16 protein-coding genes and 2 pseudogenes are annotated in these 19203 nt (G+C 67.1%); 10 read left to right on the top strand and 8 right to left on the bottom strand.

The features are described from left to right. The first annotated feature begins 335 nt into the window (after positions 1 to 335). The 5 genes from OG568_RS48130 (at position 336) to OG568_RS48110 (ending at position 6811) form a co-directional block, all read left to right on the top strand. The gene (locus tag OG568_RS48130; RefSeq protein WP_329536221.1) at positions 336 to 899 is read left to right on the top strand and encodes a hypothetical protein; all 564 of its coding nucleotides are present in this window, start codon (positions 336 to 338) and stop codon (positions 897 to 899) included. Then, positions 896 to 3550 (top strand): DEAD/DEAH box helicase, encoded by a 2655-nt coding sequence (locus OG568_RS48125; protein WP_329536220.1) that lies wholly within the window; start codon positions 896 to 898, stop codon positions 3548 to 3550. The genes OG568_RS48130 and OG568_RS48125 overlap by 4 nt, the downstream gene beginning before the upstream one ends. Before the next feature lie 231 nt (positions 3551 to 3781). Further along, positions 3782 to 4438 carry a TnsA-like heteromeric transposase endonuclease subunit gene (locus OG568_RS48120; protein WP_329536219.1) on the top strand — a complete coding sequence of 219 codons (657 nt, stop codon included), beginning with the start codon at positions 3782 to 3784 and terminating at the stop codon, positions 4436 to 4438. Positions 4439 to 4467: 29 nt separating this feature from the next. After that, positions 4468 to 5583 (top strand): hypothetical protein, encoded by a 1116-nt coding sequence (locus OG568_RS48115; protein WP_329536218.1) that lies wholly within the window; start codon positions 4468 to 4470, stop codon positions 5581 to 5583. Positions 5584 to 5636: 53 nt separating this feature from the next. Next, a protein-coding gene (locus OG568_RS48110) for an IS3 family transposase (RefSeq protein WP_266421100.1) occupies positions 5637 to 6811 on the top strand; the annotation gives its coding sequence in 2 pieces (ribosomal slippage) (positions 5637 to 5904 and positions 5904 to 6811; 1176 coding nt in all). A gap of 16 nt (positions 6812 to 6827) precedes the next feature. Here OG568_RS48110 and OG568_RS48105 read toward each other — a convergent pair. The 4 genes and pseudogenes from OG568_RS48105 to OG568_RS48095 all read right to left on the bottom strand — a co-directional run bounded on the left by OG568_RS48105 (position 6828) and on the right by OG568_RS48095 (position 9454). Continuing rightward, positions 6828 to 6989, bottom strand: a complete 162-nt coding sequence (locus OG568_RS48105) for a hypothetical protein (protein ID WP_329536217.1) — start codon at positions 6987 to 6989, stop codon at positions 6828 to 6830. 388 nt (positions 6990 to 7377) lie between these two features. After that, complete coding sequence (locus OG568_RS61700) at positions 7378 to 7848, bottom strand: transposase family protein (RefSeq protein ID WP_443077914.1); 471 nt, start codon at positions 7846 to 7848, stop codon at positions 7378 to 7380. Between the two features lie 236 nt (positions 7849 to 8084). Continuing rightward, a pseudogene (locus tag OG568_RS61695) lies at positions 8085 to 8279 on the bottom strand (transposase family protein); the annotation flags it as partial. Between the two features lie 149 nt (positions 8280 to 8428). Continuing rightward, positions 8429 to 9454, bottom strand: coding sequence for an aldo/keto reductase (locus OG568_RS48095; RefSeq protein WP_266698358.1), 1026 nt, complete (start codon positions 9452 to 9454; stop codon positions 8429 to 8431). 588 nt (positions 9455 to 10042) lie between these two features. On the opposite strand from OG568_RS48095, the gene OG568_RS48090 reads away from it, so the two are divergent. The 4 genes from OG568_RS48090 (at position 10043) to OG568_RS48075 (ending at position 16071) form a co-directional block, all read left to right on the top strand. Beyond that, positions 10043 to 11074, top strand: a complete 1032-nt coding sequence (locus tag OG568_RS48090) for an ISAs1 family transposase (RefSeq protein ID WP_329536216.1) — start codon at positions 10043 to 10045, stop codon at positions 11072 to 11074. 354 nt (positions 11075 to 11428) lie between these two features. Further along, positions 11429 to 13213, top strand: coding sequence for a reverse transcriptase/maturase family protein (locus OG568_RS48085; RefSeq protein ID WP_329536215.1), 1785 nt, complete (start codon positions 11429 to 11431; stop codon positions 13211 to 13213). A 452-nt stretch (positions 13214 to 13665) separates the two neighbouring features. Further along, positions 13666 to 15438 carry a reverse transcriptase/maturase family protein gene (locus tag OG568_RS48080; protein ID WP_329536214.1) on the top strand — a complete coding sequence of 591 codons (1773 nt, stop codon included), beginning with the start codon at positions 13666 to 13668 and terminating at the stop codon, positions 15436 to 15438. A gap of 132 nt (positions 15439 to 15570) precedes the next feature. After that, entirely contained in the window at positions 15571 to 16071 is a 501-nt protein-coding gene (locus OG568_RS48075) for an ISAs1 family transposase (protein WP_329536651.1), read from the top strand. Between the two features lie 47 nt (positions 16072 to 16118). Here OG568_RS48075 and OG568_RS48070 read toward each other — a convergent pair whose 3' ends face one another. The 3 genes and pseudogenes from OG568_RS48070 to OG568_RS48060 all read right to left on the bottom strand — a co-directional run bounded on the left by OG568_RS48070 (position 16119) and on the right by OG568_RS48060 (position 17482). Next, positions 16119 to 16340, bottom strand: a complete 222-nt coding sequence (locus OG568_RS48070; protein WP_329536213.1) for a hypothetical protein — start codon at positions 16338 to 16340, stop codon at positions 16119 to 16121. Between the two features lie 12 nt (positions 16341 to 16352). After that, positions 16353 to 16552 (bottom strand): annotated as a pseudogene (locus OG568_RS61690) (recombinase family protein); the annotation flags it as partial. A gap of 117 nt (positions 16553 to 16669) precedes the next feature. Next, entirely contained in the window at positions 16670 to 17482 is an 813-nt protein-coding gene (locus tag OG568_RS48060) for a tetratricopeptide repeat protein (protein WP_329536211.1), read from the bottom strand. A 350-nt stretch (positions 17483 to 17832) separates the two neighbouring features. Here OG568_RS48060 and OG568_RS48055 point away from each other — a divergent pair, with 350 nt between their 5' ends. Beyond that, positions 17833 to 18399, top strand: coding sequence for a hypothetical protein (locus tag OG568_RS48055; protein ID WP_329536210.1), 567 nt, complete (start codon positions 17833 to 17835; stop codon positions 18397 to 18399). Here OG568_RS48055 and OG568_RS48050 read toward each other — a convergent pair. Further along, positions 18317 to 19147, bottom strand: a complete 831-nt coding sequence (locus OG568_RS48050) for an IS5 family transposase (RefSeq protein WP_329536209.1) — start codon at positions 19145 to 19147, stop codon at positions 18317 to 18319. The two genes, OG568_RS48055 and OG568_RS48050, sit on opposite strands and share 83 nt — an antisense overlap. Positions 19148 to 19203: the final 56 nt, after the last annotated feature.

Raw genomic sequence — 19203 nt, 5'->3', positions numbered from 1 at the left:
GGAGTTGAGGGAGGCCGGCCGCTTCGCGTCCGGCGGGCTGCGCTGCGCGCTGCCCGAGATTGACGGTGTGCCAGGTGCGACTATTCGCGTTTCCGTATGGGAGTTGGGGAGTGCTTCGCACTCCTGGGGCGGGTCCGCTGCGCTCCCCCGCCCTGGCGGCTCTTCAGGCTGCGCCTTACGGGCCGTTAGCCCGCTGCCGCGGGCTGGGCTGGCTACCGGGGTGGTGGGTCGCTCGTTCGTGTTCTGGTTTCCGTGTAACACATCATCGATGTGATGCAGCATGTAGAGTTGGTGGAAACAAGAGACACACTCTGGCAGCGAGGGGAGCCGGGCTCATGTCGGTCTACGAATATCTTCCGGCTGAAATAGCCCGGCTCGGTGTGACGAGAAAGGCCGCCGGGCTCGTCCTCGGCCAGGTGCACACGCATGCGTGGCTCTCCCGGGAGCGCGAGGAACGTGCACGCGAAGGACCGGCAGAGATCCTCAACTTGAGTGAGCTGCTGATCGCCATGTGGGAGCGCGTTGAATGGGAGCGGATCGCCCACGTGATGACGGAGCAGCAGATGCCTGTCTACGTACCGGGGCAGGATCCGCGTGTAGGCCGTCGTGAGGAGCAGCGGATGCAGCGTGTGGCCCTTGACGTGGCCGCTGCAGAGCAACACGGCGGGGCACCGGCCGAGATGCTGCGTCATCGGGTCTACCGGATCGTCGCCCAGCGGGCCGACCCTCCGGGCGGAGGCGAACCACGGCTCACCGTCCACATGATGGCCTCTTCCCTCAGTGAAGCCGCCCACCGGGCCTGGACCGTCTATGGACGGCCGGGCCGCCTCTACCAGCAGGGCACATACCGGATTGCCTCGGTCGAGCAGGTCCTTCCCGAACCCGGAGAATTGCTGTGATCCAGCTTCGAGAACACCAGATGGACGCGAATACGCGTATCCGCAAGTGGGTGGGATTCCCTGCAAGACCATCTATTCCCTCGGAGGAATCGCGCGCCACGGTTGTGTCCGCCACCGGCTCCGGGAAGACGATCACTGCCGCTACGGCCGCGCTGGAATGCTTCCGGGGCGGGCGGGTCCTCGTCATGGTCCCCACCCTGGATCTTCTGGTGCAGACCGCGCAGGCGTGGCGCCGGGTCGGCCACAACTCGCCCATGGTCGCCGTGTGCTCGCTGGAAAAGGACGACGTCCTGGAGCAGCTCGGGGTCCGTACGACCACGAACGCAATCCAGCTCGCCCTGTGGGCGGGGAACGGGCCGGTGGTCGTGTTCGCCACGTACGCCTCCCTCGTGGACCGTGAGGACATCGACGCACCGATGGGCCAGCGGAAGGTGCGCGGGCCGCTGGAGGCCGCCCTGGCGGGCGGGGAGCGGTTGTACGGACAGTCGATGGACGGCTTCGACCTCGCCGTCCTGGACGAAGCCCACGGACTCGCCGGGGACACCGGCCGGCCCTGGGCAGCCATCCACGACAACACCCGGATCCCCGCAGACTTCCGGCTCTACCTCACCGCCACCCCGCGCATCCTCGCCTCCCCCCGCCCGCAGAAGGGCGCGGACGGCCAGGAGTTGGAGATCGCCTCCATGGCCAGCGACCCGGACGGGACGTACGGCGAGTGGATCTACGAGCTCGGGCTGTCCGAGGCGATCGAGCGGAGCATCCTCGCCGGCTTCGAGATCGACGTGCTGGAGATCCGCGACCCCTCTCCCGTGCGGGGGCTGTCGGAGGAGGCGCTGCGGGGCCGGCGCCTGGCACTGCTGCAGACCGCCCTCCTCGAGCACGCCGCACGCCACAACCTGCGTACGGTCATGACGTTCCACCAGCGGGTGGAGGAGGCCGCCGCGTTCGCGGAGAAACTACCGGAGACGGCCGCAGAGCTGTACGTGACCGAGACGTCCGACAAGGCCCTGGCCGACGCAGACGCGCTGCCGAAGTCGTCGATCGACGCGGAGCTCTACGAACTCGAGGCCGGCCGCCACGTACCCCCGGACCGGGTATGGTCGGCGTGGCTGTGCGGCGACCACCTCGTCGCCGAACGGCGCGAGGTGCTACGGCAGTTCGCAGGCGGCATCGACGCGGCGGGCCGGCGAGTACACCGCGCCTTCCTCGCCAGCGTTCGCGTTCTCGGTGAAGGCGTCGACATCGTCGGCGAGCGGGGAGTCGAGGCCATCTGCTTCGCCGACACCCGCGGCTCCCAGGTCGAGATCGTCCAGAACATCGGCCGCGCTCTGCGGCCGAACCCGGACGGCACGACCAAGGTGGCCCGCATCATCGTGCCCGTCTTCCTGGAACCCGGCGAGGACCCCGACGACATGGTCGCGTCCTCCTCGTTCCGCCCTCTTGTAGCCGTCCTCCAGGGCCTGCGCTCACACTCGGAACGCCTCGTCGAGCAGCTCGCCTCGCGGGCACTGACCAGGCAGCCGCGGACCAAGCTGCACCACCTCATCCGTGACGAGGACGGGCAGATCATCAGCGCCGGCGGGACAGGCAGCAAGGACCAGGAGCAGGACGACACCCAGGGCGCGGTGGAGTCCGCACTGCTGCACTTCTCCGCCCCCCGCGACGCGGCGACCATCGCCGCCTTCCTACGCACACGGGTGTACCGGCCCGAATCACTGGTCTGGCTCGAGGGCTACCAAGCCCTCCTCCGCTGGCGGAAGAAACACCACATCACCGGCCTGCACGCCGTTCCCTACGACACCCAGACCGAAGTCGGCGTCACAAAATCCTTTCCACTGGGACGCTGGATCCACCAACAGCGGAAAGCCCTCCGCGCCGGCGAACTCGACGACCACCGCAAAGAACTCCTCGACGCCGAAGAGGCCGGCATGGTGTGGGAACCCGGCGACGAAGCCTGGGAAAACAAACTCGCCGCGCTGCGCAGCTACCACCGCGCTCACGGCCATCTCGCCCCGAGGCAGGACGCCGTGTGGGGCGAGAGCGACACCGAAGGCCTCGTACCCGTCGGCCAGCACATCGCCAACCTCCGCCGCAAAAGCGGCCTCGGGAAGGATCCCGAGCGCGCCGCGGCGCGGGCCGCGCAGCTGACCGCCATCGACCCCGACTGGGACTGCCCGTGGCCGCTCGACTGGCAACGCCACTACCGCGTCCTCGCCGACCTCGCCGCGGACGAGCCCGGCGGGGCCCTGCCCGCCATCGAGCCGGGCGTGCTGTTCGAGGGCGACGACCTGGGGCGGTGGATCCAGCGGCAGGCGAGTTCCTGGGCAGAGCTGTCGCAGGAGCAGCAGCGGAGACTGTCCGCGCTAGGCATGATGCCCGCCGAACGGCCCACATCGGGCCCGGCCGCCAAGGGCGCGGCGAAGGCGTCAGCAGCCTTCCAACTCGGCCTAACCGCCCTCGCGCAGTACATCACTCGCGAAGGAAGAACCGTCGTGGGAAGAGCACATGTTGAAGAGCTTCCGGACGGCACGATGATCAAGCTGGGTGTGTTTCTGAGCAATCAGAAGGCCAGGCGTGACCGGCTTGATGCGGAACAACGGGCCGCCCTCGCCGAGCTGGGCTACGCCTGGGCTGCAGAGCCCCAGGTGTAGATGACGGTTCGTCCGCGGTTTGGGGCGTCTGACAGCACCGGCTGGGAGCCTGGTGCTCTGGCAGCTTTTGTTGATCGGCCACGTTACGCCCGATACCGGATGGGCCGATAAGCCGTTTAGTTCTGTGTGCACGGTGCGGGGTGGGACGGAGCGAGGGCGGGGTGGCCCGATGTCGAGTCGGTGGATGTGCTGTTCCAGGCTGTGGGCAGGACAGCGGAGTGTTCCAGGTGGTTGGCGGCCGCCTCCGAGGTGGTCTTCGAACGCTGTCCGTCGCTGAAGCCGTTCCCAGTCCGCAAAGGCAAGCGGCTGGCGCCGGGATGGTGGTGGTCGGCCACCACCGGACGGCTGGTGCACTACGGGTCCGCAGCGATGCGGCTGCACGTGATGCTGCTCGACCGTGACCCGCGCGTGGGCGGCCTGGCCGCCCGGCCGCTGGAACTGCGGTGGCGTGAGCCGGGTGGGGTGCGTGCGCATGCTCCTCAGCTCATGCTCCGGCTGGCCGATGGCCAGGGGGTGCTGGCCGACTGCACGGCCAGGCCTGAGCTTTCGCAGCGTCAGCGCTCCCTCGCGGCGGTGGTAGGAGAGATCTGTGCGGCGGCGGGCTGGCGCTACTGGGTGCTCGGGCCAGTCGACCCGGTGTACCGCCGCAACGTGGCCTGGCTGGCCGGGTACCGGCATCCGCGGAACCACGGTGGACCGCAGCTGGCCGCCGCGCTGCAGGAGGCGTTCGCCGAGCCGGCGCCGCTGCGGGAGGGCGTACGCGGGATCGGGGACCCGATGCTGGTGCTTCCCTCGCTGTTCCATGCCTTGTGGGCGGGACGGCTTACGGCGGAACTCGGTGCGGCGATGCATGAGCGGACGCTGGTGTGGGCGCAGGCGGCAAAGTGAGGGCAAGCAGCGGGGTGCATGGCGGGCCGGTGGTGGAGCTGGGGTGCCGGGTGCGGTTCGAGGGGCGTACCTGGACGGTGGCGGCCATTACTGGCGGTCAGGTACGGCTGGCTGCCGAGGACGGTGAAGTAGCGGCGCTGCTGTTCGCCGATGCGGGGTTCGAAGTCCTGGATGCGCCAGGGGTGTCCAGGGTGCCGCCGCTGGGTCTGCTGGAGTCGTTGCCCGATGCAGTGCGGGAGCGGGCGCTGGCGTGGGAGCGGCATGTGCAGGAGGTGGAAACGGGGCGGCCGGGTGGATGCAGCGCGGCGGGCCCGCCGCGGGCGGAGTACGACCCGCAGGCGCGGACGTTGGCGCAGCGGGAGGAGGCGAAGGCGGCCGAGCTTTCGGCGGCGGGGATGCCGACCAGCGCGGTCACGGTACGGCGGATGCGGGCCCGTTACCGCCGGGAGGGGGTGTGGGGTCTGGTGGACCACCGGGCCTCACGGCCGCGGACGGCGCTGGGGCGTGCGGATGAGCGGGTGGTGGCTGCCATGCAGGAGGTGCTGGAGGCCGGGCGGGAGCGCTCCAGCGGGACGCTGGGGCGGCTGCGGGTGTACACCGAGCGGCTGCTGGCCGAGCGGTACGGGGAAGGGGTGGTACCGCTGCCCTCGAGCGCGACGTTCAACCGGCTGGTGCACGCCCTCGCCGACGGGCGGCGACTGCTGGGCAGTGCGCGGGAGCGCCGGTGGCGTTCGGCCCGGCCGGCTCCCCCGTTCGTGCCGACGACGGTGATGATGCCGGGGGAGCTGGTGATGATGGACAGCACCCTGCTGGATGCCTTCGTGGTACTGGACGACGGGGTCGTGGAACGTCCCGAGCTGACCATCGCGCTGGATGTGGCCACCCGCACCATCTGCGCGGCCGTGCTGCGCCCGAAGGGAACCCGCAGTGTCGATGCGACACAGTTGCTGGCGCAGATGATGGTGCCGGCGCCAATGCGGCCCGGCTGGCCCGAGGCGCTGGCGATGGAAGCGTCGGTGATTCCCTACGAGCGGCTGCTGAGCGTGGACGCCCGGTTGGAAGGGGCCGCGGCGCGGCCGGTGATCACCCCGCAGACCGTCGTGGTCGACCAGGGCAAGGTGTTCGTCTCGGGCGTTACCCCTTGACCGTGGACACCCTGATCATTGGATCGTGAAGATCCGAAGGACAGGAGTTCCCGTTGGGGACGTCGAAGTACTCGCCTGAGTTCCGGGCCGATGCCGTCGCGTTGTACCGCTCCAGCCCGGGCCGGACGTACGCGTCGGTGGCCAAGGATCTTGGGGTGAACCACGAGACGCTCCGCACCTGGGTGCGGGATGCCGAGCAGGCCGCCGTGCCCGGCGCGGTGGAGGCCAGCGAGTTGGAGAAGGAGAACAAGCGGCTGCGGGCCCAGGTGAAGGAGCTCGAGCTGGAACGCGAGATCCTGCGGAGGGCCGCGAAGTATTTTGCGGGCGAGACCAGCTGGTGAGCCGTTTCCAGTTCGTTGCCGACCACCATGACGCCTTCGGCGTGAAGCGGCTGTGCCGGATCCTGGGGCTCTCCCGTTCCGGGTTTTACCGGCACCTGGCCGGCTTGGATGCGCGGGCCGGGCGGGCGCGTGCGGACGCCGAACTTGCCGGGCGGATCACGTCGATCCACACCGAGTCCGACGGCACCTACGGGGCTCCGCGCGTCACCGCCGAGCTCCAGGGCGCCGGGCTGCGGATCAATCACAAGCGGGTGGAACGCGTCATGCGGAAGTTCGGCATCGTCGGGCTGCACCTGCGCAAGAAGGTCCGCACCACGGTCCCCGCAGCCGACGCCATCCCGGTGCCGGACCTGATCCAGCGGGACTTCACCGCCTCTGGGCCGAACAAGAAGTACGTCGGCGACATAACCTACCTCCCGGTCGGCGACGGCCAATTTCTTTATCTGGCAACGGTGTTGGACCTGCACTCCAAGCGTCTGGTGGGCTGGTCGATCGCCGACCACATGCGGACCGAACTGGTCACCGACGCCCTCAAGGCCGCCGCCGGCGCGCGGGGAGGGAACCTGCGCGGAGCGATCTTCCACAGCGACAACGGAGCCCAGTACGCCTCCAAGGAGTTCGCCCAGGTCTGCAAGGACCTCGGCGTGATCCGATCACGCGGGGCCGTCGGCACCAGCGCGGACAACGCCGCCGCGGAGTCGTTCAACGCCAGCATGAAAAGGGAGACTCTCAAGGGCGCGAAACGCTGGCCCGGAGCTCGCGCCGCCCGCCTTGCGGTCTTCCGCTGGGTCACCCGCTACAACACCTGGCGACGGCACTCAGCCCTCGGTCAGCAGAGCCCGATCAACTACGAACAGCGATCAACTACGCTGACCACCGCCGCATAACAACCGGTGTCCACGATCAAGGGTGAAGGCCCCCCTTCTCCCGCGTGCGAAGAAATTTCATCTGGGCTCGCGCGGATTTCGGCGCGGGCCGGGTGAACAGGGCCCGCTCCGCGCGGGCGATGCCGTCCAGGATCTTGGCGCGCGTCCGGGCCGCGCGTGTCACGTCGTCAGCAGTCATGTGATCATTCCGCCTGACCGGACCTGTGGACAGAGGCCGACGCCCTCGGGGCACTGCCCGACGGTCCCGGGCGCGGCCGGCCTGCCTACCGTGGTCGGCATGACGACGACTCCCCCGGACGGCCCGCCGGTGCCGGTGCGGGTGGTCCTGCCGGACGGCTAGAGCTTCTCTGGGGTAGATGCTGTGGCGCGAGGCAGGTCCAGGGGGATTTCCGCAGCTCAGCGCCAGGTTCCCTGACGCTAGCAGCCGCAACAGGCATTGCACGATCGTTGGTTCGGGTGATGCGCTCAGAGGGGGCTGAGGGACATCCGTGTCAGACGTGCGCTAACGACCTCGGGAGAAATTGAGATCGGCGCGTGGTCGTCTGGCAGTTCTGCTGGTGGGTTGATCAACAGGCGGTCTGTCGGAGGGGCATCAGCTCGGTGCTCGTCCTGCGACGGGTTGGCCGTCGGGCGGATCGGTCGGAGACCAGTCCTGTGATGGCCATGTGGGTCTCGGCGTAGTCCTCGCGCCGCCCGGTGTACCGCTGGAGCGGGCGCCACTTCTTGTACTCGGCATTGGTGTGTTCCACGCAGATCCGCCGTGAGGACTGGCGGCGCCGCAGCTCGCGCCAGGCGTGGAGTTCGCCCAGCGGGGCGTCGTCCTTGGGCTTCTTCGGCGGGGCACTGACCTGGTCGGGGAACTCGCTTGCCAGGCCCCGGTAGCCCTCGTCCACCTCAGCTTTGACCGTGGGGTGCTGATGGAACTTCTCGGCGAGGCCTTCGGTCCGCACCGCGGTCTGGTCGTGCATCCTGCCTGGGCGGACGATGCCGGAGAACAGGGTGCGGCCTTGACCATCGCTGAAGGTGGTGGTCTTGATCGTGTTCTGCCTCTTCTTGCCGGAGACGAATGCCTTGCGGCCGGGCGGCCGGCGCGGGGGCGGCGGACTTGTACCTCGGTGCCGTCGATGCGTAGATCCACGCCCTCAGCCTCGGCGTAGGCGAACAGGTCCCCCGGGGTACGGATACGCAGGCCGGGCCGGTCGGGGACGGCGAATCCGCGAGCGGCGAGGAGAGAACGGACCTCCCGGATGGCGCCGGAGATGGTGGAGCGGTCCACCGCGCACAGCGCGGCCAGTGCCGCGTGCGGCAGACCATGCCGCAGGTGGACCAGGGTGACCAGCAGCCGATCGACGAAGACGAGCTTCTGCTTGCGCCCGGCGCCGGCTGTCCGTCGGCGGGCGCCGCCCCTCTTCTCGTGCAGGGCAGACTCGCGGGCCGCTTCCCAGCGTGGCGCGAGTTCTTCAATCAACTCGCCCAAATGCTGACGGGAGACGCCGCTGAAGGCAGGATGGGATCAAGGCCACGCGGAGGAGCTCCTGATGCACATCTTGAGAACCCGCACGGCCGCCTTATGTCACGGTCCCGCCTTGCCCCATCGGCATTGTTTCCCCGCAGTTCCTAAAACCCCAGTACACGCCCGATCTCTGCGAGCTCCTCCTCCGCCAGGGGCCCGAACTCCAGTGCCCCGGCGTTCTCCTCCGCCTGCGCGACCGTCCGAAAGCCGGGAATGGGCACCGTCCGCGGGCTGCGCGCCCACAGCCAGGCCAGCGCCCCCTGGGCGAGAGTGCGTCCACGGCTCGTGAGGACGGACCGTACCGCCTCGACGCGCGCCAGCCAGTGCGGATCGGCGCCGCCACCCGCCGCGAAACCCGACAGCCAGGACGGCGGTGCACTGCGGATGTCACCTGAGGCGAGAGTGCTCCCTGGCACATACTTCCCGGTCAGCAGCCCCATCGCGAGCGGGCTGCGGTTGATGCTTGCGAGTTCGGACTTCTCGCACAAGACGAGCATGTCGGGCGCGTCCTGGAGGATGTTGCAGCGGTGCTGCACGGCCGCGCAGTGCGGGCCCTCGGCGAAGACGGCCGCACGCCCCGGGTCGTCGGTGCTCCATGCGTACGCGCGGATGAGCCCTTCCCGTACGAGATCCTCACAGGCGTCCCGCAGAAGAGCAGCCCGTTCGGGATCCGCGTCCGACAGGTGCAACTGATACAGGTCCACGTAATCGGTACCGAGCCTGGCGAGCGACGCCGTCAACGCACGCCGTACGTACGCCGGTGAGTCGTCGCCCCCCGTGAGGACCTTGCTCTCCTCGTCGAAGCGGTTGCCCCACTTGGTGGCCACGACGACGTCCGCCCTGCGTCTGCCGAGGGCCCGTCCCAGTACGCGCTCGCTGTGCCCGGTCCCGTAGACGTCGGCAGTGTCGAAGAAGGTCACGCCGAGGTCCAACGCACGGCGCACCGCGCGCACGGACTCCTCATCATCGACCTTGCCCCAACCGAGCGGGCTCCCGTCAGGGCCCTGCCAGGGTCCGCCGATGGCCCAGCAGCCAAAACCGAGCCCGCTCACCTCGATCCCGCTCCGTCCGAGGACCCTTGTGTACGGCACGTGCGTACCGGCGGCGATCGTCCCGTTGGTCGTCTCCATGCCTGAGAAGGCTAGGAGTTGGAGTACACGCGAAGGCAACCCTCCTACCGGGATCGGGTCCGGCATGCCGCCAGATCAGCGGCCGGACCAAGACGTCCATCTTCAATTGCTCCCAAGGTCGTAAGCGTTCGACGGCCCTGGTGGGTGGGGCGTCGGTCGCGGGCCCAGTGTGAAGTCGTTCCAGGGATAACGCCGTATTGCCCGCGGGAGCTTGGTTCGTCACCTGCGGTGGCGCTCTCCGGGCCGTACGCCTGCTTGCGCCCGGCGACGCCCGCCGCTGACCCCGTGTCACCGGTGTGCCCTGCCGTGGAGGGTCCACGGCCAGACGAGTACCGCCTTCACTGCCTCGCCGGGCGCCCACGCCGGGCCGGAGCGCAGTCGGCCTGCACGGCGAGAGCAGAGGGCCCGGCATGTCCTGCCATTGGGCCAGGGCTCCGTCAAGTTCCGTGCTTGCGTGGAGGGTTGACGATCAGGCCGGTAGGGGCGGATAGCAGAGCAGGCACGGGGGTTCGTGATCATTGTGGTGTCGAAGCCAGATGATCACGAGGACGTCCCGTGCCTGCTGTTGCATCTTCCCCTATCCCTGCCGTGCTGGAGAAGCTGGGGCCGCTGGATGCGGACCGGATCGCTGACCTGGGCCCCTACCTCGAATCGGTTCCGGATCCGCGCTCACGCCGGGGCCGGTGGTACTCGCTGACGGCGATCTTGCTGATGTGTGCTTGCGCGGCCGTCTGCGGTGCGAAGAGCATCGATGAACTCGCCGAGTTCGGCGAGCGGGCCACGAACTCGCTGCTGGCATCCCTCGGGGTACGCCGTCACCTGCTCGGCTGGCGGCGCAGCCCCAAGCCGGTCACTCTCGGACGCGTCCTTCAGGCACTTGACGGCGACGCCCTGGACCAGGCTGTGGGCGCCTACCTGGCCGACCGGCACCGCATCACCGCGTCCGCGGACATGCCCGAGACCCGATCGCGGCAGATCATCGCCGTGGACGGCAAGGCCCTCAAGGGCTCAGCCCGCCTGGCCGCGCCGCGGCGCCACCTGCTCTCGGCGGTCACCCACGACCGCGTCGCCACGATTGCCCAGGTCGAAGTCGGTGCGAAGACCAACGAAGTGCGCCACTTCAAACCCCTGCTGGCACCGCTCGACCTCGCCGACACCGTCGTCACCTTCGATGCCCTCCACTCGGTGAAGGCCAACATCACCTGGCTGGTCGAGACGAAGAAGGCCCACTACATCGCCGTCATCAAGACCAACCAGTGCGCCACGAGGCGCTTTGACACATCCCCGCTGAAGGCGGGACAGACTCGAAGGGAGGTCTGCTGGGTCCGATGGCTGACCTGGATCCGAAAGGTGAAGGGGACCACAGCATGCCAGGAAACCGGCGACCGGGCCCAGGTGCCTGGGGCGGTGCGCCGGGGGACCCGCGCGGTATGGCGAAATTGCGCCGCGAGGCGCTCTGTTGTATCCCCGGCTCAGCCGGGAAGGACTCGGAGGAACGTTCTTGAATCGAATGGCTTACCTCAGCCTGAAAGGGTGAGAGGGACAAGAGCATGCCAGGAAATCGGCGACTGTGTCCAGACGTTAGGAGCAGTGCGCCGAGCGATTCACGCAATACGGTGAAAGCTAGACTGCCTGAATCCCAATCTCCAGGAGATGCAAATATCCATCCGCCGGAAAGACGTCTGGAACCGGCGCCACGTCCTGCATCGGCATTTCTTTCGCGGCCGTTGCAACCTCCGGAACGTGGAGCGATGCCCAGTGAGGGCATTCAAGGAGATGAGTGGGGCACCTAAGTTGCGTTAGTACGTACGACAGAGATGAACGCGGGATCACCTAAGGGATGCGAATCCTATGGTGACGGAGACCCCATAGTAGTCGCCGGAGTAACGACCGGTCATGAAGTCCGGGAAAGCCGGAATGAGGGCGAAGGGGGTCAGGTGATCGGACACTCGAAGACCTGGGAGGTATGCGAAATTGCAGAGCGCCGAAACAGTGCTGGGTGTCCTCCGTGAACGCGGCAGGCACGGCCTGCCATGTAATGAACTGTACCGACAGATGTTCAATCCGCAGCTGTATCTCATGGCTTACGGGCGTATCTACTCCAACAAGGGAGCGATGACGCCTGGAGTCTCGGCAGATACCGTGGACGGCATGTCGCTGGACAAGATCGAGCGCATTATCGATGCGATGCGCCACGAGCGCTATCGATTCAGTCCGGTCAAGAGAGTCATGATCCCGAAGAAAAACGGGAAACTCAGACCCCTCGGATTGCCTGGCTGGACGGATAAGCTGGTTGGAGAGGTGATGCGTCTCCTATTGGAGGCATATTATGACCCCCAGTTTTCCGATCGGTCCCATGGGTTCCGTGCCCGTCGGGGCTGCCACACCGCGCTGCGCGAGGTGGCTAATACCTGGACGGGTACGACCTGGCTGATTGAGGGCGATATCTCCGACTGCTTCGGGTCGCTTGACCATGAGGTCATGCTCTCGACGTTATCTGAGAAAGTCCACGATCGCCGGTTTCTGCGGCTATTGCGCAACATGCTTCAGGCCGGATACTTGGAGGACTGGGTATGGAACGCCACGCTCTCCGGGGCACCACAAGGCGGTGTTCTCTCTCCCACGCTCTCCAACATTTATCTGCACCGGTTGGACAACTTTGTCGAAAAGGTTCTGATACCCGAATATGACCGAGGGGCGGAACGAGTTAAGAATCCCGCCTATCGTAAGGTTCAGAAAGCACTCACGCTAGCTCGGGTGCGTGGTGACCGTGCCGAGGCGCGATCGCTACGTAAAGAGCTACGCAGTATGCCGAGCAAGGATCTCAACGATCCTCGCTACCGGCGGTTGCGCTATGTGCGGTACGCCGACGACACCTTGCTCGGTTTCACCGGACCGAAAGCCGAAGCCGAGGAGATCAAGCAACGCCTCGGGCAGTTCCTGCGTGACGAACTCAAACTGGAGCTGTCCGAGGAGAAAACATTGATCACTCACGCCAGAACCGGCGCGGCAAGATTCCTCGGTTACGAGATCACCGTTCAGCAGAACGACAAGGCGATCAGCAATGGCCAACGGTCAAGCAACGCGACCGTCAAGTTGCGGGTGCCAGTCGCGGTGATCAAGGCTAAATGTGCCTCCTATATGAAACGCGGGAAACCCGCACGCAGGACCCCTTTGATGAACATGGACGATTACACCATCGTCTCTATCTTCGGGGCCGAATATCGCGGGTTGGCACAGTACTACCTGTTGGCCAGTGACGTCTATCGGCTGAATCGGCTGAACTGGGTCATGGAGACATCGCTGCTAAAGACGCTTGCGGGCAAGCACCGCTCGACCGTATCGAAGACGGCGGCCAAGTATAAGGCCAAGGTCGAAACTCCATACGGGTTGCGCACGTGCTTCGAAGCGACCGTTGAACGCAGTGGTGGCAGGAAACCACTGGTAGCACGGTACGGTGGCATACCACTTCGGTGGCAGAAGACAGCGGTCCTCGAAGACCGTAAACCAGATCGAGCAGTTGGTCCCAAGGAATTGGTCACCAGACTCCTTGCGGGGAGGTGCGAGATCTGTGAGCGGTCGGGGAAGGTTCAAGTTCACCACATCCGAAAACTCTCGGATCTCGACAAGCTCGGTCAGCCGGACAGGCCGGCGTGGGCATCAATCATGGCGAAGCGGCGCCGCAAGTCCCTTGTGGTCTGCCAGAACTGTCACGACGATATCCATACTGACTCGCAAGTCGCGAAACCCACGGAGTAGTCACTGGAGAGCCGGATGCCTTTAACGGGGCACGTCCGGTTCGGTGGGGGGTCGCGTGGAAAAGGGTCTGAACTCCAGATACCTCGCCGCGCGGCCTACCCTGCGCTTGACTGCCTGAACCCCAATCTCCAGAGGCAGCAATTTACTGCGACCGGAACGGCACCTGAAACCGGTGCCCGTCGTGACCGGGGACGTACTGGTTCGCCCTGGTCAACCTTCGCGGCGGGAGCGATGCCCAGCGAGGGCATTGAAGGAGATGAATGGGGCGCCTGGGCCGCGCTGAACGTGTGTCAGAGACGAACGTGGGATCACCGTCCCAGTACGGCTGGCGGTGACGGAGTGCCCGTAGTAGTCGCCGGAGTCACGCCCGGCCGAGGAGAGCGGGAAAGCCGCTCGCAGGGCGAAGGGGCACAGGTGGTACGGACACCGGCGACACCGGGGAGGTATGCGAAATGCAGAGCGCTGACACAGTGCTCGGTGTCCTGAGCGACAGGGGCAGACGCGGTCTGTCTCTGGAACGGTTGTATCGGCAGCTGTTCAGCGAACAGCTGTTCCTGATGGCCTACGGACGCATCTACGCCAACGGCGGAGCGATGACGCCCGGGGTCGACGGGAAGACACCCGACGGGATGAGCCTGGGACGAATTCGGGAGATCATCGACCTGTTGAAGGCCGAGCGTTACCGGTTCTCCCCGGTCCGGAGGGTGCACATCCCGAAGAAGAACGGAAGTCTGCGGCCCCTGGGGCTGCCGACCTGGACGGACAAACTGGTCGGGGAGGTGGTGCGTCTCCTGCTGGAGGCGTACTACGAACCGCAGTTCTCGTCCAGGTCGCACGGTTTCCGCCCTGGCCGGGGCTGCCACACCGCGCTCGATGAGATCGCCTCGACATGGACGGGCACCACCTGGCTCATCGAGGGCGACATCGCCGACTGCTTCGGCAGTCTCGACCACGAGGTCATGCTCGCGATCCTGGCCGAACGCATCCATGACGGACGCTTCCTGACCCTGGTCTCGGACATGCTGCGGGCGGGATATATGGAGGACTGGATCTGGCATGCCACCTACTCCGGTGCACCACAAGGAGGAGTGGTCTCGCCGATCCTGTCCAACATCTACCTCGACCGTCTCGACAAGTTCGTGGAAAAGGAGCTGGCACCGGCCTTCACCCGGGGTGCCGTCCGCCGCCGCAACCGGGAACACGTGAACGTCACCGCGACGATCGGTTACTGGAGACGCAAGGGAGACCGGGCCAAGGTGCGGTCCCTGCGCAAGATCCAGCAGTCGATCCCGAGCGGGGACGTAAACGATCCCGGCTACCGGCGGCTTCGATACCTCCGGTATGCCGACGATCACCTGCTGGGGTTCGTCGGTCCGAAGGCTGAAGCCGAGGAGATCAAGGAAAGACTCGCCGCGTTCCTGCGCGACGAGCTCAAGCTCCGGCTGTCTCGGGAGAAGACCCTGATCACCCATGCCCGTACCCACAAGGCGCGGTTCCTCGGTTACGACATTTGGACCAAGCACAATGACACCTGGCGAGCCCAGGGGAAACGCGTCCTCAACGGAGCGATCGCCCTCGGCATCCCGCCGGAGACCGTCAACGCCAGATGCCGGGTCTACCAGCGCGGACAGGGCAAACCCCTGATCCGCAACGACCTGATCCGAACCAGCGACCACAACATCGTCGCCACGTTCGGGATGGAATACCGCGGCTACGTCCAGTACTTCCAGATGGCAGGGAACATCAACTGGCTGAACAAGCTCCGCCAGTACATGGAACGGTCGATGCTCTCGACCCTGGCGGCCAAGCACCGCCGCCCTCCCTGGATCATGCGTGAACGCTACAAAACCACCATCGAGACCCCCTTCGGGAAACGACGGTGCTTCGAAGCGGTCCAGCGCACTCCAGCGGGCAAGGTGTTCACCGCCAGGTTCGGTGGCATCCCTCTCCGTCGGCGCAAACACGCCCGACCGATCATCGACGGGGCGTGGCCGACGAAGAAGGGCCGCCGGCTAATCGACCGGCTGACCGCCGGAATCTGCGAGCTCTGCGCGTCGCATGACGGGATCACCGTCCACCACGTCAGGCGACTCACCGACCTCAACCGATACAGCTCCACTGCCGCACCCCGATGGGTCGAGGCCATGCGGACCAGACGACGGAAGACCCTGATCGTCTGCGACCGCTGCCACGGCGAGATCCATCAGCAGCCGATCGCTCAGTAGCACCACTGGAGAGCCGGATGCGGGGAAACTCGCACGTCCGGTTCGGGGAGCAGCCGCGCGGAAACGACCCCACCGAGGGCACCGCGCCGCGCGGCTGACTCTACGCCCACCGCCTACGCCCAGCTCGCCGCCCTGCCCTGGACCTCGATCAAGGTCCAGCACACCGCCTCCGCCACCGCCCACGGCCGCCGCGAGTCCCGCTCGATCAAAACCTGCGCTATCGCCGACAACCTCGGCGGCATCGCTTTCCCCCACGCCCACCTCGCCATCCGGGTCCACCGCCGCCGCAAGCCCACCGGCCGGCCCGAAACCCGCGAGAACGTCTACGCGGTCACCAGCCTCGCCGCCCATCAAACCCGCCCCATCGACCTCGCCGCCGCCATTCGCGGGCATTGGGGAATCGAAAATTCTTCCCACTACATCCGAGATGTCACGTTCGCTGAGGACGCCTCGACCATTCACACCGGCACTGCACCCCGCGCCATGGCCACCATCCGCAACCTCGCCATCGGCACCCTGAAGATCCTCGGAGCCGACAACATCGCCAAGACCACCCGCGCCATTCGCCACGAACCCGAACGAGCACTCGCCATCCTGGGCATCACCAACAACCCAGACACTCACGGAACTTGATCAAGCCCTGCCATTGGGCTGATGCGCGTTGTCAGCTGGTCGTGAGCTCAGGGGCTTCGGCGGATTCGGCTTCGGCGGTATCGGCGTCGCTGTTCTTGCGGCCGAATCCGCGGGACGCCGACCATGTCGGCGATCTGCTGGACCGTCTTCCCCCGCTCGTCGTAAAGCCGTTGGGCGAGCGGGGCCTGGTCCGCGGTGAGCTTCGGCCGGCGCCCGCCGACCCGCCCCCGGGCCGGCGCGGAGGCGAGCCCGTCGTTCGTGTTCGCCACGATCAGTTCGCGTTGAAGCTCTGCCAGTACGGACAGCATTCCGAACATCGCACGCCTTCCGTGGCGGCGGTGTCGATGCCCTGCTCGATGACGTGCAGCCCGATGCTGCGCTCGCGCAGCTCGGCGCCGAAGGTCACCAGGTGCAGCACGGAGCGGGAGAGCCGGTCGAGCCGGGTCACCTTCAGCGTGTCGCCCTCGCGCAGCAGCTGCATGACGAGGTCGAGCTTCGGGCGGGACGCCTTCGCGCCGCTGGCGATGTCGATGTGGACTGCGGGTTCGTGATCACGGGAACCAGTGTCGACAGGTGCCGACACTGGTTGTCACGGCGGTCAGGTCGTCGCGCCGTCTATTCGGTCGAGCAGAGCCTGAGCCTCGACTGTGCGGCGATAGTCCGGGCCGAATGAGGCCAGACAGGCATCGTGAGCAGCTGCGGCCTGAAGGCGAGCTTCGGTGCCGCGGCGTAGTCCCAGGAGGGCGGTGGCCATGGCCAGCTCGATGGCGCCGGTCGCTGGGCGGCCCTCCGCGGGCAGGCTGAGGTGCAGCTCACGGGCGCGCTCCGCCTCGGCGAGGGCCTCCTCGTGGCGGGCTTGGCCGTTGAGGCTGCGTGCCAGGCCGATCCGCAATGCCAGAGTCAGCCGGTCCGGTTCAGGATAGGCGGTCAGGGTCTCGCGGGCGCGTGCCTCGGCCTCCGGGTGGCGCTCCTGCGCGCTGAGAGCGAAGACCAGCCCGTTGCTGGCGGCCCTTTCTACGTTTTGCAGCTCCCCTGTACCGCCGCTCGCGGTCTGGGCGACGGCCGCACACTCTGCCTCGCACTCGGCGTACCGACCGAGCTCGGCCAGCGTCTGGGCGCGGTCGGAGCGCAGTTTCAGGGTCTGCCAGTGATCGGCTCCGAAAGACTTTCCGACGGCCGGCAGCACTTCGTCGTATATGGCGAGAGCGTCGGCGTGGCGGCCCTGGGCGCCCGTCGCGTTTGCGGTGATGCTCAGTGCCAGCGGTGTGTACGTGTCATCGTGTGGCAGTGACCGGGCCACGGCACGGGCCTCGGTCACCGCCTCTGCGTAGCGCCCGGCCATGTACAGGGCCATGGCCCGCGACACAGGGGGTTCAGTCGTCCGCTTGGCGCGCGATCGGAAGAGTCTCATGGCGGGAGGATATGGATATTGCGCGTGGTGTTCGGCGGCGGGACGGGAATGGCCGGCAGCACCGGATGGGCCAACTGGCGTGCGCCTAGCGTACTCAGCCATCGGGGACGCCGCCGAACGCGCTCGCTTCGACGAAGTGCGGGAGTCATATCTGCAGCGCCAGGAGCGGTTTCTCGAATCGGCGCGCCGCAATGGAGGCATCCTGGTCGGTCGCTGATCCTCACCGCCTCAGTGCGTTGTGGCAAAGGGAGTCCCTGTTCGATGAGCAGGGGCTTCTTCGTGTGCGGGGCATGATCGCAGAGAGGTAGGGGCAGGCAGCGGACGGCTTGTTGTGGATCGAGGAGGGTGCGATGCCGTCGGTGCTGGGGTTGATGGAACAGCGTGAGGCGCGGGCGAGGCAGGATCTGGAGTCCTGGACGGAGGTCCTGGAGCAGGCTCAGGCGGAGGTGGATGCCGCGCGGGAGCGAGTCGAGCGGGCCCGGGTGGGGCGTGAGGAACTCGTGTCGGTGCTGGCTGAGGAGAGCCCGGTGAATACGCCGGTTTCCGTGCCGTCTGGTGGTGAGATGGCTGCCGCCGTGGGATCGGGCGGCTTGGGCGCGGGGCATGGTGAGCGGCCGCCGGTGTGGCGGTCGGGCATGAGCGAGGAGGTGCTCAGCGGCCTGTATCGGGAGGTGTTCGCCGCGGTGGTGGCCGCTTCGGGGCCGGTGAGCGGGGTGGAGCTGACGCGGGCGGTGGGCCGGGAGGTGGAGATCAAGAACGAGGTGGAGAAGATCCGGCACCGTGCCTATGCGCTGGAGAAGCGGGGCTGGCTGGTGCGGGCGGAGGACGGACGGTTCATGCCCGCGCCTGGAGCAGTCGGCCGGGGCGCTTCTCCGGCCAGCGCGGAGCGTCTGCGGCCAGGCGCCGGGACAGCCTGATCGTGGCGGCCCACCACACCATCTGGGCGTGGTGGTCGGGGCGGCGTTCGTGGTCGCGGTTGAGGCGGCGTGAGCGGGAGAGCCAGCTCAGCGTTCGTTCCACGACCCACCTGCGGGCCAGTACGATAAATCCGGGTTGTCCGTCGGAGCGGCGCACGACCTCGATCCGGACTCCGTGGCGGGCGAACGCCTTCGCCAGCGCCGGCCCCTGGTAGGCGCTGTCGACCCACACCAGTTTCAGCAGCCGGCCCGGCTGGTCCATGAATGTCTCCAGCAGTGCGGGGGCGGCCTTGGAGTCGTGCACATCGGCCGTGGTCACGGTGACCTCCAGGAGCAGGCCCTCGGTGTCGGTCAGGATGTGGCGCTTGCGCCCGTCGCGTGACTTGCCGCCGTCGTATCCGCGACTGTCCTCGCCGACGGTCTCGGAGGCGTCCACCGACTGGCTGTCGATGATTCCCGCACTGGGCTCGGCATTGCGGCCTGAGCGTCCCCTCGCCGTGTGGCGCAGGCGTTCGTGCAGTTCACGCACGTAGTCGTAGGACCGCCAGCGGCGGAAGAAGTCGTAGACCGCCCGCCAGTACGGGAAGTCGACCGGCATGGCCATCCACTTCACGCCGTTGTCGACGAGGTAGCGCACAGCGTCGAGCATCTCGCGGTGGCAATACGCCTCCGGACGCCCGCCCCGCTTGAGGAGCCAGGCCGGCACCGGCATCGCCGAGCGGACCTCGGCCCACTCCGCATCCGTCATGTCACTCGGATAGCACCGCGCCCGCCGTCCCGGAGCGAGCGATCCGAACCGGTGCA

It is taken from the genome of Streptomyces sp. NBC_01450 (genome assembly GCF_036227505.1).
Taxonomy (GTDB): Bacteria; Actinomycetota; Actinomycetes; order Streptomycetales; family Streptomycetaceae; genus Streptomyces.
The sequence above is the reverse complement of the archived record's forward strand: the minus strand, read 5'-3'. Positions and strand labels throughout refer to the sequence as shown.